Below are 17,826 nucleotides of genomic sequence, written 5' to 3'. Positions count from 1 at the left end.
ACCCTGCTTGGCCAACGGATGGCCGCGAAGGTAGCGATACCCGACATGATCACCTATTACATCCTTTCCGGCGACCGCCTGGAGCGACGCCAGCACGACGATGCCCAGCGGGGGTTGCCGCCGGGCACCCTGTGGATCGACCTGCATCACCCGACCCCCGAAGAGGAGCGCCTGCTCGAATCCCACCTGCAGGTGAACATCCCGACCCGCGAGGAGATGGCCGAGATCGAGGATTCGTCGCGCTTCTACGAGGACGGCAACGTCCTCTACATGACCACTTCGGTGGTCGGCGGGATCACCGAGCACCGGCCGAGCACAGAGGAAGTGACCTTCGTACTCAGCGAGAAATGGCTGATTACCGTGCGCTACGCCGACCTGCGTTCGTTCCGCGAGTTCGAGAACCGTTGCATCCGCCAGCTCGACGCCAACCGCAGCAGCACCCAGTTGTTCGCCCTGATGATGGACAGCCTGGTGGACCGCATCGCCGACGTGTTGGAGGCCGTACAGGGGCAACTGAGCAGCATGTCGCGGGAGATCTTCGCCGAGTCCACCGCCCAGACCCGCAAGCCGAAGACCGACCTGCAGCAGATCATCAAGCACCTCGGGCGCAGCAGCTCGCTGCTGTCCAAGCTCAACGACAGCCTGCTCAGCATCAATCGGATGAACAGCTATTTCCGCCAGGGTTGCAACGGCTGGCTTTCCGAGCCGGCCAAGGTGCTGGCGAAGACCGTGGAGCGCGACGTGCGCTCGCTGGACGAGTACCTGGCGAAGATGTCCACCGAGATCAACTTCCTCCTCGACGCGACCCTTGGCCTGATCAACATCGAGCAGAACAGCATCATCAAGGTGTTCTCCATCGCTGCCGTACTGTTCCTGCCGCCGACCCTGGTGGGCACGGTCTACGGCATGAACTTCAAGGACATGCCCGAGCTGGACTGGTCCATCGGCTATCCGATGGCGCTGGGGATGATGGTGGTATCGGCGATCCTTCCGTACCTCTGGTTCAAGTTCAAGAACTGGCTCTGAGGCACTCGGCAGGTGTGCAACTTTTTGCTGGATAACTTCGGGAAAAGCTGTGGATACAACGCCGGGGCCAAGGTCTGGCGGGGTCTTCGATGAAGTGAGCAAGTTCTTGCATAGCACTGTGCAACAACTTGCTCACTTTTTCGGGATAAACCCGGGGAAAAACGTTCGTGCGGGCCGGGAAAGTCTTCAACAAATTGATTTAAAAGGTAAATATTTTATTGGCACGAAGCTTGTTGGGTAGCTGCCGCACCAGGACATGTCGTCCCGGCTACCACTGACAAGGAATGCATCCATGGCAACACCCGCCTATATGTCCATCACCGGCACCAAGCAGGGCCTGATCACCGCCGGCGCCTTCACCGAGGATTCGGTCGGCAACACCTACCAGGAAGGCCACGAGGACCAGGTGATGGTCCAGGGCTTCAACCACGAAGTGATCATCCCGCGCGACCCGCAGTCCGGCCAGCCGACCGGCCAGCGCGTGCACAAGCCGGTGGTCATCACCAAGGTCTTCGACAAGGCCTCGCCGCTGCTGCTGGCCGCCCTGACCTCCGGCGAGCGCCTGACCAAGGTCGAGATCCAGTGGTACCGCACCTCCGCCGCCGGCACCCAGGAGCACTACTACACCACCGTCCTGGAAGACGCGATCATTGTCGACATCAAGGACTACATGCACAACTGCCAGGACCCGGGCAACGCCCACTTCACCCACCTGGAAGACGTGCACTTCACCTACCGCAAGATCACCTGGACCCACGAAGTCTCCGGCACCTCCGGCTCCGACGACTGGCGCTCCCCGGTCGCCGGCTGAGCCGCGGCCGCCGCACGCGGCCAGCCTCGCTGGCCGTCGTGCCCTCGATGACCCATAGCGCCGTGGCCAGGAAAGCCCGCGCCGGGTCGATGCCGCTTTGTTTGTTGTAGGCAGCTTCCGATCGAGCCTGCGCGCCCTTGTCTCGCCCGCGCCAGGCAGGACAATCGAATCGGTCGCCTGCGCCAGTGAGGGACAACGGATGTTCGCAGCAGCCAACCAGACCCATTTCAGCCTCGCCATCGACGGCCTCGCCCTCGACCTGCAGGTGCTCTCCTTCAGCGGCCGCGAAGCCATCAGCCAGCCGTTCGCCTTCGACCTGGAGCTGGTCGGCGAACGCCCCGTGCCGGACCTCGAAAGCCTGCTGCACAAACCCGCCTTCCTTACCCTCGGGCCCGCCGGCAACGGTATCCACGGCCTGGTGCGCAGCGCCGGACAGGGCGACTCGGGCAAGCGCCTGACCCGCTACCGCATCACCCTCGTCCCGCAACTGGCCTACCTCGCCCAACGCACCAACCAGCGCATCTTCCAGCATCTCACGGTGCCGCAGATCGTCGGCCGGGTGCTGGAGGAACACGGCATCCTCGCCGACGCCTACCGCTTCCAGCTCGGCACCCGCTACCCCGAGCGCGAATACTGCGTGCAGTACGACGAGAGCGACCTGCAGTTCGTCCAGCGCCTGTGCTGCGAGGAGGGCATCCACTTTCATTTCCAGCACAGCGCCACGGCGCACCTGCTGGTGTTCGGCGACGACCAGACGGTGTTCCCGCGGCTCGCGCCGGTGGCCTACCAGCAGGACTCCGGCCTGGTCGCCGACCGGCCGGCGGTCAAGCGCTTCGGCGTACGCCTGGAAACCCGCACCAGCCGCGTCACCCGCCGCGACTACGACTTCGAGAAACCGCGCCTGACGCTGGAAAGCGCCGCCCGCGGCGAAGCCCGGCCGGACCTCGAGGACTACGACTATCCCGGTCGCTTCGTCGACCGCGAGCGCGGCAAGCACCTGGCCAGGCGTGCCCTCGAACGGCAGCGCAGCGACTACCGCCTGGCCGAGGGCCGCAGCGACCAACCGTTGCTGCTCAGCGGCCACTTCCTGCCGCTGGCCGCCCATCCCCAGGCGGGCTGGAACGACCTCTGGCTGCTCACCGAGGTGATTCACGAGGGGCGGCAGCCGCAGGTGCTGGAAGAAAGCATCGTCTCCGACACCTCGGCGAGCCCGGACGACTTCCGGCAGGGTTACCGCAACCGCTTCCAGGCCACGCCCTGGGAGGCGTTCTTCCGTCCTCCGCTGACACCGCCGAAGCCGCGCATCCTCGGCACGCAGAGCGCGGTGGTGACCGGTCCGAAGGGCGAGGAAATCCACTGCGACCGCTACGGTCGGGTGAAGGTGCAATTCCACTGGGATCGCGAGGGCCAGGCCGACGACAGCAGCAGTTGCTGGTTACGCGTTGCCTCCGGCTGGGCGGGAAGGAACTACGGCGCCATCGCCATCCCGCGGGTCGGCATGGAGGTGCTGGTGACCTTCCTCGAAGGCGACCCCGACCAGCCGCTGGTCACCGGCTGCCTGTTCCACAGGGAACATCCGGTGCCCTACGAACTGCCGGCGCACAAGACCCGCAGCGTCTTCAAGAGCCTCAGCAGCCCTGGCGGCGGTGGCTACAACGAGCTGCGCATCGAGGACCGCAAGGGCCAGGAGCAGATCTTCGTCCATGCCCAGCGCGACTGGGACGAAAACATCGAGCACGACCAGAAGATCCGCGTCGGTCACCAACGCCACGACACCGTGGAGGCGAACAGCTACAGCGAGTTCAAGGCCGAGGAACACCGCACCACCCACGCCGAGCGCAAGGTGGAGGTCCGCGCCAGCGACCACCTCACCGTAGCCAACGACCAGCACCTGAAGATCGCCAGCGGCCAGTTTGTCGAGGCCGGCCAGGAGATCCACCTGAGCAGCGGCCTGAAGGTGGTGCTGGAGGCCGGCGCCGAACTGACCCTGAAGGGCGGTGGCAGCTTCCTCAAGCTCGACGCCAGCGGCGTGACCCTCTCCGGGGCCAACGTCCGGGTCAACTCCGGCGGCAGCCCGGGCAACGGCAGCGGCGCGGCGCCGCTGTTGCCGGGGCCGCCGCTCGACGCGGATGCGGCGACAGCGGGCCAGGTACTGGACAACCCGGCGCGTAGCCGTCCCGAGCGGAAGGGGCCGGAACAATTGATCGTCGATGTCTGGGGAGACCCGGCGCAAGGAAGCCAGGTCGTACTGTTGCCACCGGAGAGCGAGGCATGAGCGGATTCCAGGACCAGAGTATCGACGAAGGCGTGCGCAAGCGCACCGCCTACCAGAACGATCGGCGTGCACGACTGGCATTGAACGTCGAGCGACAGGACGGCGGTATCCTGCAGATTCCGGTGGCCAGCGATATGCTCGGCCATGAGGAGCACGAGCGTATCCAGCAGAACACCTTCCTGGCCGTGATGCCGCTGGTCCGCCTGCCAACGCTGGGTAAGGCCGGTTATGGCGACCAGCTGCCCGCCGGCGCGCTACCGCGGGCGGGACGGATCTACCTGTTCCAGGACGGCAAGCTGTGGCGCGAACTGGAGTGTGATGGCAAGGGCAACCTGTTTGAAGTCGACCTCCTGCAGGGGCGCAGCCAGCGTGCGGACAAGCGTCCGGCCGTAGGCAAGACACAAGCGCTGATCCTGGTGCCGGTGCTGGTCAAGGGGCAGTTCGTGATCCCACGCTACACCATGGCCTATAGCGAAACTCCCTGGCCTTGGTCGTACATCGACTGGCTGGAGGAGGACCCGCAGCGGGTCAACCGGCGCTGCCAGCAGATGGCGTCCGCTTGGAACGCCTCGGTGGCCAACCAGCACTGGAAAGCCTCCATCCATCATCCCGCGCTGGTCATTGATCATCACGCCCAGGGTTTGCGACCTCGCGACTTCAACGTCGAGAGCGCGCTGGAAGACCCGGCGGAATTCACACCTGCGTTCGCCGCCTTTCGCGAAGAGTCGCTGGTGTGCCAGTTGCAGCGACGCCAGCAGGAATTGGCGCCCCTGCTGAAGCAGGCTCCGCCCTCTGCGCTACCTACTCTGGAGGCCGGAGAGGACGTACTGGAAACCCTCAAGCTGCGTGGCCATCCCAACCTCATCGGGCTGATGCTCGACGACTCGCTGTTCGCCTTGCGCCACGCTGCGGCGCAGGCGCGCCACTGCGCTGCCTACTTGCGCAGCCTCAATGCACTGCTGCCGCACCGTCCCAACGGACGCTATGCACAGGTGCTGAGCAACATGCTCGACGGCCCGCTCGCCAAGCTCAGGGGCGAGGTCGATCAGGCCGAACTGGACGAGGCGATCTTCGCCGAGGAGCGACAGTCTTGCCGGATCCACCTGACGCATCAGGTCGAGCATCTGGTCGCCCTGCTTGAAGGCCCCTTGCACCCGGTGTTGCAGGACTGGACCCACCAGTGCGACGAAGCCCTGCTGGAGCCCTACAGCCTGATGAGCGAGGCACTGGCTGCGCTGAACCAGCTTCCCGACCGCTGCGACGCACTGTACAGCGGTACCGCCTACCGGGCGCTGGCGGCCCATGTCGAGCGGGTGGTCAGCACGGTTCTGCAGGCCAGCCACCCGCTTGGTGCCATGCTCCTGGCCAAGGACGAAGGACAACTTCCCGAGCCGGTTCGGCGCCTGCAGGCGTTGCGCGATAGCCCACGGACACCGGACCCCGACGCGATGGGCCTCAGCACGCTGATGCTGGGAGCCAGTCTGCTGGGCGAGGTCGACCAGCCCAGCGCCGGCAAGAGCCTCGCCTACTTCCTCGGCGACCTGCTGGACGTGTTCGGCGCCAGCGTAGTCGAGCAACTCGGCCGGCTGTCCCAGGGCGCCACCCAGATCCAGCTCGACCGCTTGTTCGCACCGACCTTCAATACTCTCAGCGCCCTCTCGGTGAAGATGAAAGGTATCCGCCTGCTGCCCGACGGTCAGGTACCGCTCGACATGGTTGTCGTCGGCGTGCGCGGAGCCGGCCTGCGCAACGGTCTGACCGAGGTCGAGCGCCAGGAACTGAGGCGCAAGAGCTATCGGCGCGCCATCGTCCAGGACGGTGCCGGCAATCCCCTGGCCGGCACCAGTCCCCGCGGCACCGGCATGAGTCGCGCCAACCTGCGCAACGTCATGGTGGTGGCGGTACCCAAGGATCACCCGGACCTGCTTGCCTACACGAAATTCCGTACGCAGTTAGGCACGTTGACCCAGGTGATGGAGAACACTCGCATCGTGCCGACGATGATGCTGGGGTTTGCGATTTATAACTTGAATGTGCAGGTGCAGGCACACAGTGGCTTTATAGACAGTGGAGAAAAGCACAGAGGAACGATCGGGGCTGTCGGTGCAGTAATCGATTTAACAGCCGCTGGAGGAAGCCATGCAAAGCTGCTTTTCGGACCATCTACTGCAAAGTATCTAGAAACCCCACGTATATCGGTAGCCCAAATATCCCCTCGGTGGGCCAGGAATCTAGAAGTTCAAACCGGCAGCCCTAAGTTAGGGTTGCTACGTGGGCTTGGTGGCGCAGCCACACTATTTGGTGCAGGCATCAGTGTATGGGATGGCTACCGAGCTTTGAGGCAGGGAGATAGCGATGCGGCTGCAGCCTACGGTGTGGCCGCAGTGGGTGGGGGCCTGTGGGGTGCCTACGTCCTAGGATGGATAGTAAACCCTTATGCTTTGCTGGCTGGTGCGGTTTTGGCGATCGGAGGCACTGTGGTCGCTAATCTACTGACTGACAGCGATGCGGAAACCATCGTCAAGAAAGGCCCCTTCGGCCGGCAATTCGCCGAGGCTGGCCTGCTCGATTCGCTGATGGGCCAGGACCAGCGCTTCGTCCATCTGAAAGACCCGCAAACGGCCTATCGCCAATTGCTGGGAGTCCTCGGCCATCCGCGGGTCTTTGTCCATCGCCTGGAAGACTGGCGCAAATTGGCGCCGGCGGCGCATCGATCTGTCTTGCAGGAAGCGGAACGGGGTCGCCAAGCGGTCAGCCGCACTGCGCTATCCTGCATCGACCCCAAGTTGCAGGCGCTGGAGGCAAACGATTGGGCCGTGGTGCTGAGTTCCCCGCTCCTGGCCATGTTCGAGAATGGCCAGCAGGCGTTCCGCCTGGTGGCCCAGGAGTTTCTCAGCAGCTTGCCGATCGATCCGGGCACCCTGTTCGGCGTCAAGCGCTACCATCGGGTCCCCGCGGGCCCCGCCAAGCTCGAAGCCTTGCCGTTGGATGCTGCCAGCGTGCTCTACGTGCTGCCGGCCAGCCTACCGATTCCGCAGTTGTCTCCTCGGGCCCGCTATAGCGTGCGCATGACCCAGGGTTTGAAGATCAGCGCACAGTTCGAACTCAATGCCGACCAGCCTGAGGAGCGGCTTGTCCTGCCTCAACCCAGCCCGAAGAGTTGGAGTGCATTCACATCCGCCAATCGGTACCTTCCCCCGGATGACTTGGGCCCACATGCTGCGCCACCTTATTGGTTGATAGAGAACAGTGAGTTCAACGTATGACCGTACACATGGATGCCACGTACTCAGCCAGTGCTTATCGCAGTGAAGTCAACGACTCTTTACCGCCGCCAAGGTGGAAGGAGGAGTCTAACCGTAATGGTATTTTTGACACCCATCTTGCCTTTGGGAACTACGCCAATCTAGATCCGGAAATGGAGATTGTAGGGCAGCTTTCGATCGGGACTGAGGATAAGTCAGAGGTTGGAGGTGCTAAGGCATATTGCAACTCTATGCGTTGGCAGTTTCAGAATTCCAGCAGAATTCCTTATATAATATTCACGCTTAGGATGCTGTGCTATTTTTTTGTATGGATTGCTTTGGGGGTTGGCATCATGGGAGAAGCCACCGGAGAGTGGAGGAGGGACATGCAGCAACTCTACACCTTGGTTTGCTCATTCTTTGTGGTGGCTGTTTCAGTAATATCCATGGTCACCTTTCTTTCGAATAAAAAGTATCTTCACGTTATTCAGATTTCGGGTTTTTTATTCTCAATCCCATTGGCTTTGTACCAGTATGGAACAATATTTGGAACCAATGGTTTGCAAATAGCAATTTGGATAGGCGTATCTACTTATTTTATGGGTGCAGTCGGTTTCAACGCCATCCTTTGGCTCTACAGCAAAGTCTTCAAGCACGATGGCAGTGAATTCAATCGCCTGGACGGCATGCTCCGCTTCAAGCGTCGCTTTCGCCGCCTGTTCGTCGCTCCCTTCGACGAGTTCGATCCGGTGCTGCAATTGCTCCCCAGTGGCTACGGCAGCCACGACTATGCGCTCTGGCTGCATCACCGCTATACCGACAACAAGGTCTGTCTGGCCACCCGCGTCCACTCCCTCGGTCTCGACAAGGCCAATGCCCTGGCCTTCTGGGACTGCCTGCAACGCTACATGGACGTGACCCAGCCGTTGCCCGACCTGCCGGTCCTGGAGCCGAGCCGCCCCTTAGATCCGGTCACCGCCGAGCATGATCGGCATACCGGACGCGATCCCCATTACTGGCGCAAGCGCACCTACCAGGGCTGGCCAGCCAAGGAGCGCAAGGAGCTGGACCGACGCCTGCATGGGTATCCCTGGCAACAGCAGCCCTGCATCGTCAGGGCGCGCATCGATCCCGGGCTAAGCATCGAAGCCTATTACCGGCGCCAGGAAGCCAAGGGCATTTTTGCCACGCCCAGGGCCGATGATTTCAATGATGAGCACTGATGCTGAGTTATTCCGCCATTGCGACCGGTTAGCGAAGAAGGACTTTCACTAGAGTGGCTGTCGACCTACAAGGGCGTTCCTGTCCCGCCGTGCGATCAAGTCTCGGGTAGGACAGGGAGGTCTGCCGGGCACTGGGCGCGACTTCAGCGCTGTGCCAGCAGTTTTCTGCCGCGGGTGACGGCGGCACGGACCTGGTTCGGCGCGGTGCCGCCGATATGGTCGCGGGCGTTGACCGAGCCTTCCAGGGTCAGCACGTCGAAGACGTCGGCGTCGATCTGCTCGCTGAAGCGGCGCAGTTCGTCGAGGCTCATCTCGGCGAGGTCCTTGCCGCTGTCTACGCCGTACTTCACTGCGTGGCCGACGATCTCGTGGCAGTCGCGGAACGGCAGGCCCTTGCGCACCAGGTAGTCGGCCAGGTCGGTGGCGGTGGAGAAACCGCGGCGTGCCGCCTCGCGCATGATCTCGCGCCGGGGCCGGATCGCCGGGACCATGTCGGCGAAGGCGCGCAGGCTGTCGCGCAGGGTGTCGGCGGCGTCGAACAGCGGTTCCTTGTCTTCCTGGTTGTCCTTGTTGTAGGCCAGCGGTTGGCCCTTCATCAGGGTCAGCAAGCCGGTGAGGGCGCCGAACACCCGGCCGGACTTGCCGCGTACCAGCTCCGGCACGTCGGGGTTCTTCTTCTGCGGCATGATCGAGGAGCCGGTGCAGAAGCGGTCGGGCAGGTCGATGAACTGGAACTGCGCGCTGGTCCACAGCACCAGCTCTTCCGAGAAGCGCGACAGGTGCATCATCGCCAGGCTGGCGGTGGCGCAGAATTCGATGGCGAAGTCGCGGTCGGAGACGCCGTCCAGGGAGTTACCGCCAACCGCGTCGAAGCCCAGCAACTGGCAGGTGATCTCGCGCTGGATCGGGTAGGTGGTGCCGGCCAGGGCCGCCGAGCCGAGCGGCATGCGGTTGACCCGCTTGCGGCAGTCGACCAGGCGCTCGTAGTCGCGGCTGAGCATCTCGAACCAGGCCAGCAGGTGGTGGCCGAAGGTCACCGGCTGGGCGGTCTGCAGGTGGGTGAAACCGGGCATGATGGTGTCGGCTTCCGCTTCGGCCAGGCCCAGCAGGCCCTCCTGCAGGCGGGTGATCTCGGCGAGGATGGTGTCGATCTCGTCGCGTAGCCAGAGGCGGATGTCGGTGGCCACCTGGTCGTTGCGCGAGCGGCCGGTGTGGAGCTTCTTGCCGGTGACGCCGATGCGGTCGGTCAGGCGCGCCTCGATGTTCATGTGCACGTCTTCCAGGTCGACGCGCCAGTCGAAGCTGCCGGCTTCGATTTCCGCCTGGATCTGTTGCAGGCCGTCGATGATCGCATCGCGCTCGGCGTCGCTCAGCACGCCGACCTTGGCCAGCATCGTGGCGTGGGCGATGGAACCCATGATGTCGTGGCGGTAGAGACGCTTGTCGAAGTCGACGGAGGCGGTGAAACGGGCGACGAAGGCGTCGACGGGCTCGCTGAAGCGGCCGCCCCAGGACTGGTTGGTCTTCTCTACGCTCATGGTATCTCTCGCTGCAACAAGAAACGGACAGGCCGCGCGGCCTGCGTGACGGGCAAAGTGCGACGATGATAGCAGGCCGGGAGGAAAAACCGGCGGCTCGTCGACGAAGCCGGAACGAGCGCTGTTTCGCGGTTTTTTGCGGCAGATGGCATTTCGGTGCTTTATTTCGCCCGTACGCCCGCGGCTGTCTTGCGGGCGCCCCGGGCCTTGCGGAAACTCTGTCGATGCCTATCCGATTCAAGCCCGGCCGCTCGACCCGGCCGGCCGTCCAAGACGACTTCTTCATTCCCGAGCTCTGCGAAGCCGAAGCCCTGTTCACCCTGGTGCTGCTGGCGGAGCTGCTGGTGCTGGTGCTGGTGCTGGCGGAGCCGATGACGCCGAGCTTCAACTGGGTGCGCCTGGCCCTGGCGTCGCTGTTCGTGCAGTGGATCGTACTGCTCTCGGCGGCGCTGTTCTGCCGCCTGCGGCCATTGCTCGCGCGCCTGCCGGTGGCGCTGGCGGGGAGTGCCTGCTGCCTGTTGGTGGTGGCCCTCACCCTGGGCTGCACGGCGGTCGCCGAGCACTATCAACTGGGCGGAGAACTGACGCGTGCCGGCGAGGTCAATCTGTATCTGCGGCACGCGCTGATCGCGCTGATCATGTCCGCCCTGGTGCTGCGCTACTTTTACCTGCAGAGCCAGTGGCGCCGGCAGCAGCAGGCCGAGTTGCAGGCGCGCCTGGAATCGCTGCAGGCGCGGATTCGCCCGCACTTCCTGTTCAACAGCCTGAACAGCATCGCCAGCCTGATCGAGCTGGACCCGCTGAAGGCCGAGCATGCGGTGCTGGACCTGTCCGACCTGTTCCGGGCCAGCCTGGCGAAGCCCGGCACTTTAGTTTCCTGGGAGGAGGAACTGGCGCTGGCAAGGCGCTATCTTTCCATTGAGCAGTATCGTCTTGGCGATCGCCTGCAACTGGACTGGCAGGTGCACGGGGTGCCGGCCAACCTGCCGATCCCCCAACTGACCTTGCAGCCGCTGCTGGAAAATGCGCTTATCTATGGCATCCAGCCGCGGGTCGAAGGTGGCCTGGTGCAGGTCGAGGCGGTTTATCGTGAAGGAGTGTTCCAGCTATGTGTGAGCAACCCCTACGACGAGGCGCTCGAGTCGCCCCCGTCGAAAGGCACGCGACAGGCGTTACACAATATCGATGCACGACTTGGGGCACTTTTCGGGCCTAAAGCGAGTCTCAGCGTCGAGCGCCGTGACGGACGGCACTACACCTGTCTACGCTATCCATGTGCGCGACTCATGCAGGAAGCCTGAGCTTATGAATGTCCTGATTGTCGATGACGAACCTCTGGCGCGAGAGCGCCTGGCCCGATTGGTAGGGCAACTGGACGGCTATCGCGTCCTCGAGCCCTCGGCCAGCAATGGCGAAGAAGCGCTGACGCTGATCGACAGCCTCAAGCCCGATATCGTCCTGCTGGATATCCGCATGCCCGGTCTGGACGGCCTCCAGGTCGCGGCCAGACTCTGCGAGCGGGAAGCGCCGCCGGCTGTGATCTTCTGCACGGCCCATGACGAATTCGCCCTGGAAGCCTTCCAGGTCAGCGCCGTGGGCTACCTGGTCAAGCCGGTGCGCAGCGAAGACCTGGCCGAGGCGTTGAAGAAAGCCTCGCGACCGAACCGCGTGCAACTGGCCGCGCTGACCAAGCCCCCGGCCTCCGGCGGCAGCGGTCCGCGCAGCCACATCAGTGCGCGGACCCGCAAGGGGATCGAGCTGATCCCGCTGGAAGAGGTGATCTTCTTCATTGCCGACCACAAGTACGTGACCTTGCGCCATGCGCAGGGCGAGGTGCTGCTGGACGAGCCGTTGAAGGCGCTGGAAGACGAGTTCGGCGAGCGCTTCGTGCGCATCCACCGCAACGCGCTGGTCGCCCGCGAACGGATCGAACGCCTGCAGCGTACGCCGCTGGGGCATTTCCAGCTCTACCTGAAAGGCCTCGACGGCGATGCGCTGACCGTCAGCCGGCGGCACGTGGCCGGGGTCAGGCGTCTGATGCATCAGCTCTGACGGCGGTCGGCGGTTCGCCAGCGACCCGGGTGCGGCTATCGGGCCCAGCGTCCGCGCACTCGGGTTCGAACTGTTATCATGGGCGCATCCCTGTGCACGGAATATCCCATGTCGTCCCGCGAAATCTGCATCGCCACTCGCCAGAGCGCCCTCGCCTTGTGGCAGGCCGAATACGTCAAGGCGCGCCTGGAACAGGCGCATCCCGGCTTGACCGTCACCCTGCTGCCGATGACCAGTCGCGGCGACAAGCTGCTCGACGCACCGCTGGCGAAGATCGGCGGCAAGGGCCTGTTCGTCAAGGAACTGGAAACCGCCCTGCTCGAAGGCGCCGCCGACATCGCGGTGCATTCGATGAAGGACGTGCCGATGGACTTTCCCGAGGGGCTCGGCCTCTACACCATCTGCGAGCGCGAAGACCCGCGTGACGCTTTCGTCTCGAACACCTACGCCAGCCTCGAGCAACTGCCAGCCGGCAGCGTGGTCGGCACCTCCAGCCTGCGCCGCCAGGCGCAGCTGCTGGCGCGCCGGCCGGACCTGCAGATCCGTTTCCTGCGGGGCAACGTCAATACCCGCCTGGCCAAGCTGGATGCCGGCGAATACGACGCGATCATCCTCGCCGCCGCCGGCCTGATCCGCCTCGGCTTCGAGTCGCGCATCCGCTCCTCGATCAGTGTCGACGACAGCCTGCCCGCCGGCGGACAAGGCGCCGTCGGCATCGAATGCCGTACGGCCGACAGCGCCCTGCATGCCTTGCTGGAACCCTTGCACCATACCGACACGGCTCTGCGGGTCACTGCCGAGCGCGCGCTGAACAAGCGGCTCAACGGCGGTTGCCAGGTGCCGATCGCCTGCTACGCCATCCGCGAGGGCGACCAGCTGTGGCTGCGCGGCCTGGTCGGCCAGCCTGATGGCACCCAGTTGCTGCGCGCCGAGGGGCGGGCGCCACTGGCGGAAGCCGAGGCGCTGGGCGTGCGGGTGGCCGAGGACCTGCTGGAGCAGGGCGCCGAAGCGATTCTCGAAGCCGTCTACGGCGAGGCCGGACATCCGTGAGCGGCTGGCGGCTCCTGCTGACGCGTCCCGACGAGGAGTGCGCGGCCCTGGCCGCCAGCCTCGGCGAGGCGGGCGTCCATAGCAGCAGCTTGCCGCTGTTGGCGATCGATCCGCTGGAAGAAACCCCGGAGCAGCGTACGCTGATGCTCGACCTGGACCGCTACTGCGCGGTGGTGGTGGTCAGCAAGCCGGCGGCGCGCCTGGGGCTGGAGCGGCTCGACCGCTACTGGCCGCAGCCGCCGCAGCAGACCTGGTGCAGCGTCGGCGCGGCGACCGCGGCGATCCTCGAGGCCTACGGCCTCGACGTAACCTACCCTGAACAGGGCGACGACAGCGAAGCGTTGCTGGCGCTGCCGGCGTTCCAGGATTCCCTGCGCGTGCACGATCCGAAAGTGCTGATCATGCGCGGCGAAGGTGGCCGAGAATTCCTCGCCGAGCGCCTGCGCGGCCAAGGCGTGCAGGTGGACTACCTGCCACTCTACCGGCGCCGGGCTCCGGACTATCCGGCCGGAGAGCTGCTGGCAAGGGTGCGGGCGGAACGCCTGAACGGCCTGGTGGTCAGCAGTGGACAGGGTTTGCAAAATCTGTATCAGTTGGCGGCAGCCGATTGGCCCGAGATAGGCCGGTTGCCGCTGTTCGTACCCAGCCCGCGGGTCGCCGAGATGGCGCGCGAACTGGGTGCGCAACGGGTGATTGATTGCCGGGGCGCGAGCGCGCCGGCCTTGCTGGCGGCCCTGACGAGCGCCGCCTAGAACTTTCTTGACCAAAGGATGGACCTGTGAGCGAAGCAGTCACTCCCCAAGACGACGCAAGAACTTCCACTTCCACCCCTTCTCCCGTTGCACCCGATGCATCCAGGCGTTCCGGTACCGCCACCGGCCTGGCGTTGCTCGCCCTGCTGGTTGGCGTGGCGGGACTCGGCGCGGGTGGCTGGAGCTTCTGGCAGGTCCAGCAGTTGCAGGGCACCGAGCGCGACCAGCTGGCGCAGCTGGAAGATGCCCGTGGCAAGACTGAATCCCTGGCCCAGCGCAACCAGCAACTGGTTGCCCGCCTGGACGCTTTGCCCACCGCGGACGAACTGGAGGCCCGGCGACGCCTTGTGGTGGAGTTGCAGGGCGACCAGCAGCATCTCAGCGAGCAACTGAAGAAGGTCCTCGGCCAGAGCCGCCAGCAATGGCGACTGGCCGAGGCCGAACACCTGCTGCGCCTGGCCAGCCTGCGCCTGTCCGCCTTGCAGGACGTGGGCAGCGCCACCGAACTGGTGCAGGGCGCCGATGACATCCTGCGCGCGCAGAACGATCCCGGCGCCTATGCCGCCCGCGCCAAGCTGGCGGCCAGCCTCGAGGCCCTGCGCGCGTTGCCGGAGCCGGACCGTACCGGGCTGTTCGTGCAACTGGCGGCGTTGCGCGAGCAGGTCAACCAGTTGCAACCGCTCACGCCGACCTTCAAGGAAGGCGAAAGCGGTGCCAGCAATGTCGCCTGGGGCGACGGCAACAGCACCTGGGAGCTGTGGTGGGAGAAGATCTCGCGCTACATCCGCATCGATTTCAATGCCGGCCAGGACATTCGTCCGCTGCTGGCCGGCGAGCAATTGGCGCAGGTGCGCCTGACCATCGGCCTGGCCCTGGAGCAAGCCCAGTGGGCGGCGCTGAATGGCAAGCAGGAAGTCTACGAGCAGGCGCTGAAGCAGGCCCAGGACGTGCTGGACGGCTATTTCAACGTAGAGCTGGCCGACAGCCGCGCGTTGAAGTTGCGTATCGATGAGTTGGCGAAGCAGCCGGTCACCGTGCAGGTCCCTGACCTCGCACCGGCCCTGAGCGCCTTGCAGGCCTACGTGTCGCGCCGCGAGGCCGCTGGCAACCTGGTGCCCGAGGCGCAGGCGGCTCCGGCCACGGAGGGCCGTCCATGAGACGCATCTACCTCCTGGTTCTGGCGGTGGTGCTGGTCGCCACGCTGGTTGGGCTGGCGATCTCCGAGCAGGCCGGCTATGTGCTGATCGCCTACAAGAGCTTCCGTTACGAATCCAGCCTGTGGTCGTTCCTCGCCCTGCTGGCGGTGGTCTGGCTGCTGGTGGTGCTGGTGCGCCTGGTCCTGCGCCTGCTCGGCAGCTCGGGGCGGGTGGTAAACCCCTGGTCGCGCTACAACCGCCGGCGTCGGGTGCAGATGGCCGAGCACAGCGGCCTGCGCGATCTCGGCGAAGGCAACTGGCCGCAGGCACTGCGTCACTTGCGGCGGGCGGCGGAGATGGGCGAGCGGCCGCTGATGCATTACCTCGGCGCGGCGCGGGCCGCCAACGAACTCGAACGTTACGACGAGGCCGACGACCTGCTGAACCGGGCTCGCGAGCGCGAGCCGGACGCCCAATTGCTGGTCGGCCTGACCCGTGCGCAACTGCTGATCAATCGCGGCGACTACCCGCAGGCACGCAATACCCTCGAAGAGCTGCACGGGCTCCAGCCGCAGCACCGCACGGTATTGCGGCTGATGCAGCAGCTGTACGTCACCCAGCACGACTGGCAGGCCATTTGCGTCCTGCTGCCGGAGCTGCGCAAGGAGCGTGTGCTGAAGGATTCCGAACTGCGCGACCTCGAACGCCGTGCCTGGGTGGCTTCCTTGCAGGAAGCCGGCGAGCGTGGACTGAACGAGGGCGAGACGGCGTTGCAGCCGCTGACCCAGCGCTGGCAGAACGTGCCTTCGGCGCTGCGTGCAGACCCGGCGATCGTCGCGGGCTATGCCGCCCAACTGCTTCGCCTGGGCGCCGAGGAAGAGGCTGAGGAAGTCCTCCGCCATGCGCTCAAGCAAGGCTTCGACGCGACCCTGGTGCAACTCTACGGGCAGGTGCGCGGGCGCGATCCGGGCAAGCAATTGCAGGCCGCGGAAGGTTGGCTCAAGGAACATCCGAACGATCCCGGCCTGCTGCTGACCCTGGGGCGCCTGTGCCTGATCAACAAGCTCTGGGGCAAGGCCCGGGAATACCTGGAGGCCAGCCTGAGCTTCCAGCGCAGTGCCGAGACCTGCGCCGAGCTGGGACGCCTGCTGGCGCAGCTCGGCGAGGTCGAGCGCAGCAACCAGTTGTTCCAGGAGGGCCTGGTCCTGCTCGATCGGCGTACTCCGGGGCTGCCCGTGGTGGTGGCGGGCATTTGAGCATGGGGAACGCCACCCGGCGTTCCCCGTTCGGCTCCATCGGCAGGACTGTGGCGGCTTGTCGCGGGCGCCCGGCATGATTCGGGATGTCTTGCCGCAGAGCTGCCTTGCGGCTTGAAACGGCCGGAGGCTTTCCACTACCGTAGGCGGCCTTTCCCCTGTGTACCTGTGGATCCGCCATGCCCCTGGCCAGCCCCCGTCAGCTTTTCCTTCTCGCGTTCCTGGCCTGCGTCGCCATCATGGGCGGGGCGCTGTACCTGGAACATGTGGTTGGCCTGGAGGCCTGCCCGCTGTGCGTCGTGCAGCGGATCTTCTTCATCCTGATCGGCCTGACCTGCCTCGCTGGCGCGATCCAGGGGCCCGGCCTGCGTGGGCGGCGTATCTACTCCGTGCTGGTGTTCCTGCTCGCTCTCGGCGGCGGGGCCACGGCCGCCCGCCAGGTATGGTTGCAGACCGTTCCGCTGGACCAACTGCCGGCCTGCCTGCCCAGCCTCGACTACATGATGCAGGCGCTTCCCTTCCAGGAAGTGATCCGCCTGGTCCTGCATGGCACCGCGGATTGTGCCCAGGTGAGCTGGACGCTGTTCACCCTGAGCATTCCGGAATGGAGCCTGCTGGCGTTCGTTGCCTATCTCGGTTTCTCCATCGTGCAGTTCCTCCGACGTGCCTGACGCGGGCTGTCCCGTGGCCTTTCGTCAGCTCTCGAGCGTCGGCCGTATCGATTTGGCGAAAACCAGAGCGGATGCGGGATACCGATCAAACATCCGTATGAATTTTTCTGTACGGGCGTCTTGATGGGGTCATCCCGGGGGCATAATCTGGCTTTCCGTAGCGCCGGAGTCCGCCCCTTGCACAGGCGTTCTCCCACAGAGCGCAGAGAGTGCGTCAGCAATGCGTCTCGGAGCGGACGATGATTCTCCGGGACGTCCGAAGAGGGAAGCGAGGACAACATGCTCGAAAGCTGCCGTAATGCCCAAGAGCGGTGGGGGGGCGTGCACCAACTGATCGATCGCTGGCTGCATGAGCGCCAGCAACTGGTGCAGGCCTTCGATGCCCTGAGCGGTATTCAGGCACCGGCGCCCAACGCCGAAGAACTCCAGCATTTTTGCCAATTGCTGCTGGACTACGTATCTGCCGGACACTTCGAGGTCTACGAGCAACTGACGGCGGAAGGCAAGGCCTTCGGCGATCAGCGCGGCCTGGAGCTGGCCAAGCAGATCTTCCCCCGGCTGGAAGCCATCACCGAATCCGCGCTGAACTTCAACGATCGCTGCGACAACGGCGATTGCCGTGAAGGAGCCTGCCTCATCGCGGAGCTGAAGGTCCTGCGGCAACAGTTGCACGAACGCTTCGAGCTGGAGGACTGCCTCATCGAAGTCCTGCACAACGCCCACAGCCAGAGCGGCGCAGAGGGTTCGGCAGTACCGGTCTGATTCACCGGCGAGTCGTTACGAAACGGCGC

14 protein-coding genes are annotated in these 17,826 nt (G+C 64.7%); 13 read left to right on the top strand and 1 reads right to left on the bottom strand.

Annotated elements, in window-relative coordinates:
• Nucleotides 1–45 precede the first annotated feature (45 nt).
• The 5 genes from VQ067_RS28790 to VQ067_RS28770 all read left to right on the top strand — a co-directional run bounded on the left by VQ067_RS28790 (nt 46) and on the right by VQ067_RS28770 (nt 8,580).
• Nucleotides 46–1,026: a magnesium transporter CorA family protein gene (locus tag VQ067_RS28790; RefSeq protein WP_003096411.1), complete on the top strand. Its 981-nt coding sequence runs from the start codon at nt 46–48 to the stop codon at nt 1,024–1,026.
• Between the two features lie 292 nt (nt 1,027–1,318).
• Nucleotides 1,319–1,837, top strand: coding sequence for an Hcp family type VI secretion system effector (locus VQ067_RS28785; protein ID WP_003083317.1), 519 nt, complete (start codon nt 1,319–1,321; stop codon nt 1,835–1,837).
• 199 nt (nt 1,838–2,036) lie between these two features.
• Nucleotides 2,037–4,112, top strand: coding sequence for a type VI secretion system Vgr family protein (locus VQ067_RS28780; RefSeq protein ID WP_023096313.1), 2,076 nt, complete (start codon nt 2,037–2,039; stop codon nt 4,110–4,112).
• The gene (locus VQ067_RS28775) at nt 4,109–7,378 is read left to right on the top strand and encodes a hypothetical protein (protein WP_003096407.1); all 3,270 of its coding nucleotides are present in this window, start codon (nt 4,109–4,111) and stop codon (nt 7,376–7,378) included. Before VQ067_RS28780 ends, VQ067_RS28775 begins: the two co-directional genes overlap by 4 nt.
• A gap of 578 nt (nt 7,379–7,956) precedes the next feature.
• Nucleotides 7,957–8,580, top strand: a complete 624-nt coding sequence (locus VQ067_RS28770; protein ID WP_019485038.1) for a hypothetical protein — start codon at nt 7,957–7,959, stop codon at nt 8,578–8,580.
• A gap of 143 nt (nt 8,581–8,723) precedes the next feature.
• On the opposite strand, the gene argH is transcribed toward VQ067_RS28770, so the two are convergent.
• Nucleotides 8,724–10,118: an argininosuccinate lyase gene (argH, locus tag VQ067_RS28765; protein ID WP_033953682.1), complete on the bottom strand. Its 1,395-nt coding sequence runs from the start codon at nt 10,116–10,118 to the stop codon at nt 8,724–8,726.
• A 224-nt stretch (nt 10,119–10,342) separates the two neighbouring features.
• Here argH and algZ point away from each other — a divergent pair, with 224 nt between their 5' ends.
• From algZ to rsd, 8 genes are all read left to right on the top strand, one after another.
• On the top strand, nt 10,343–11,419 hold the full coding sequence (algZ, locus tag VQ067_RS28760) for an alginate biosynthesis two-component system sensor histidine kinase AlgZ (protein WP_003096404.1): 1,077 nt from the start codon (nt 10,343–10,345) through the stop codon (nt 11,417–11,419).
• A gap of 4 nt (nt 11,420–11,423) precedes the next feature.
• Nucleotides 11,424–12,170 carry an alginate biosynthesis regulator AlgR gene (algR, locus tag VQ067_RS28755; RefSeq protein WP_003096397.1) on the top strand — a complete coding sequence of 249 codons (747 nt, stop codon included), beginning with the start codon at nt 11,424–11,426 and terminating at the stop codon, nt 12,168–12,170.
• Between the two features lie 108 nt (nt 12,171–12,278).
• Nucleotides 12,279–13,220, top strand: coding sequence for a hydroxymethylbilane synthase (hemC, locus tag VQ067_RS28750; RefSeq protein ID WP_009314496.1), 942 nt, complete (start codon nt 12,279–12,281; stop codon nt 13,218–13,220).
• Nucleotides 13,217–13,972, top strand: coding sequence for a uroporphyrinogen-III synthase (locus VQ067_RS28745; protein ID WP_003114032.1), 756 nt, complete (start codon nt 13,217–13,219; stop codon nt 13,970–13,972). The genes hemC and VQ067_RS28745 overlap by 4 nt, the downstream gene beginning before the upstream one ends.
• A 26-nt stretch (nt 13,973–13,998) precedes the next feature.
• Entirely contained in the window at nt 13,999–15,129 is a 1,131-nt protein-coding gene (locus VQ067_RS28740; protein ID WP_009314495.1) for a uroporphyrinogen-III C-methyltransferase, read from the top strand.
• Nucleotides 15,126–16,364: a heme biosynthesis protein HemY gene (locus tag VQ067_RS28735; RefSeq protein ID WP_009314494.1), complete on the top strand. Its 1,239-nt coding sequence runs from the start codon at nt 15,126–15,128 to the stop codon at nt 16,362–16,364. The genes VQ067_RS28740 and VQ067_RS28735 overlap by 4 nt, the downstream gene beginning before the upstream one ends.
• 179 nt (nt 16,365–16,543) lie before the next feature.
• Nucleotides 16,544–17,035 (top strand): disulfide bond formation protein B, encoded by a 492-nt coding sequence (locus VQ067_RS28730; protein WP_003099230.1) that lies wholly within the window; start codon nt 16,544–16,546, stop codon nt 17,033–17,035.
• Between the two features lie 279 nt (nt 17,036–17,314).
• Nucleotides 17,315–17,797 carry a sigma D regulator gene (gene rsd / locus VQ067_RS28725; RefSeq protein ID WP_003120370.1) on the top strand — a complete coding sequence of 161 codons (483 nt, stop codon included), beginning with the start codon at nt 17,315–17,317 and terminating at the stop codon, nt 17,795–17,797.
• The last annotated feature ends 29 nt before the right edge of the window (nt 17,798–17,826 follow it).

The sequence above is a fragment of the Pseudomonas sp. KBN12P06040 genome (genome assembly GCF_037574965.1).
Taxonomy (GTDB): domain Bacteria; phylum Pseudomonadota; class Gammaproteobacteria; order Pseudomonadales; family Pseudomonadaceae; genus Pseudomonas; species Pseudomonas aeruginosa.
The sequence above is the reverse complement of the archived record's forward strand: the minus strand, read 5'-3'. Positions and strand labels throughout refer to the sequence as shown.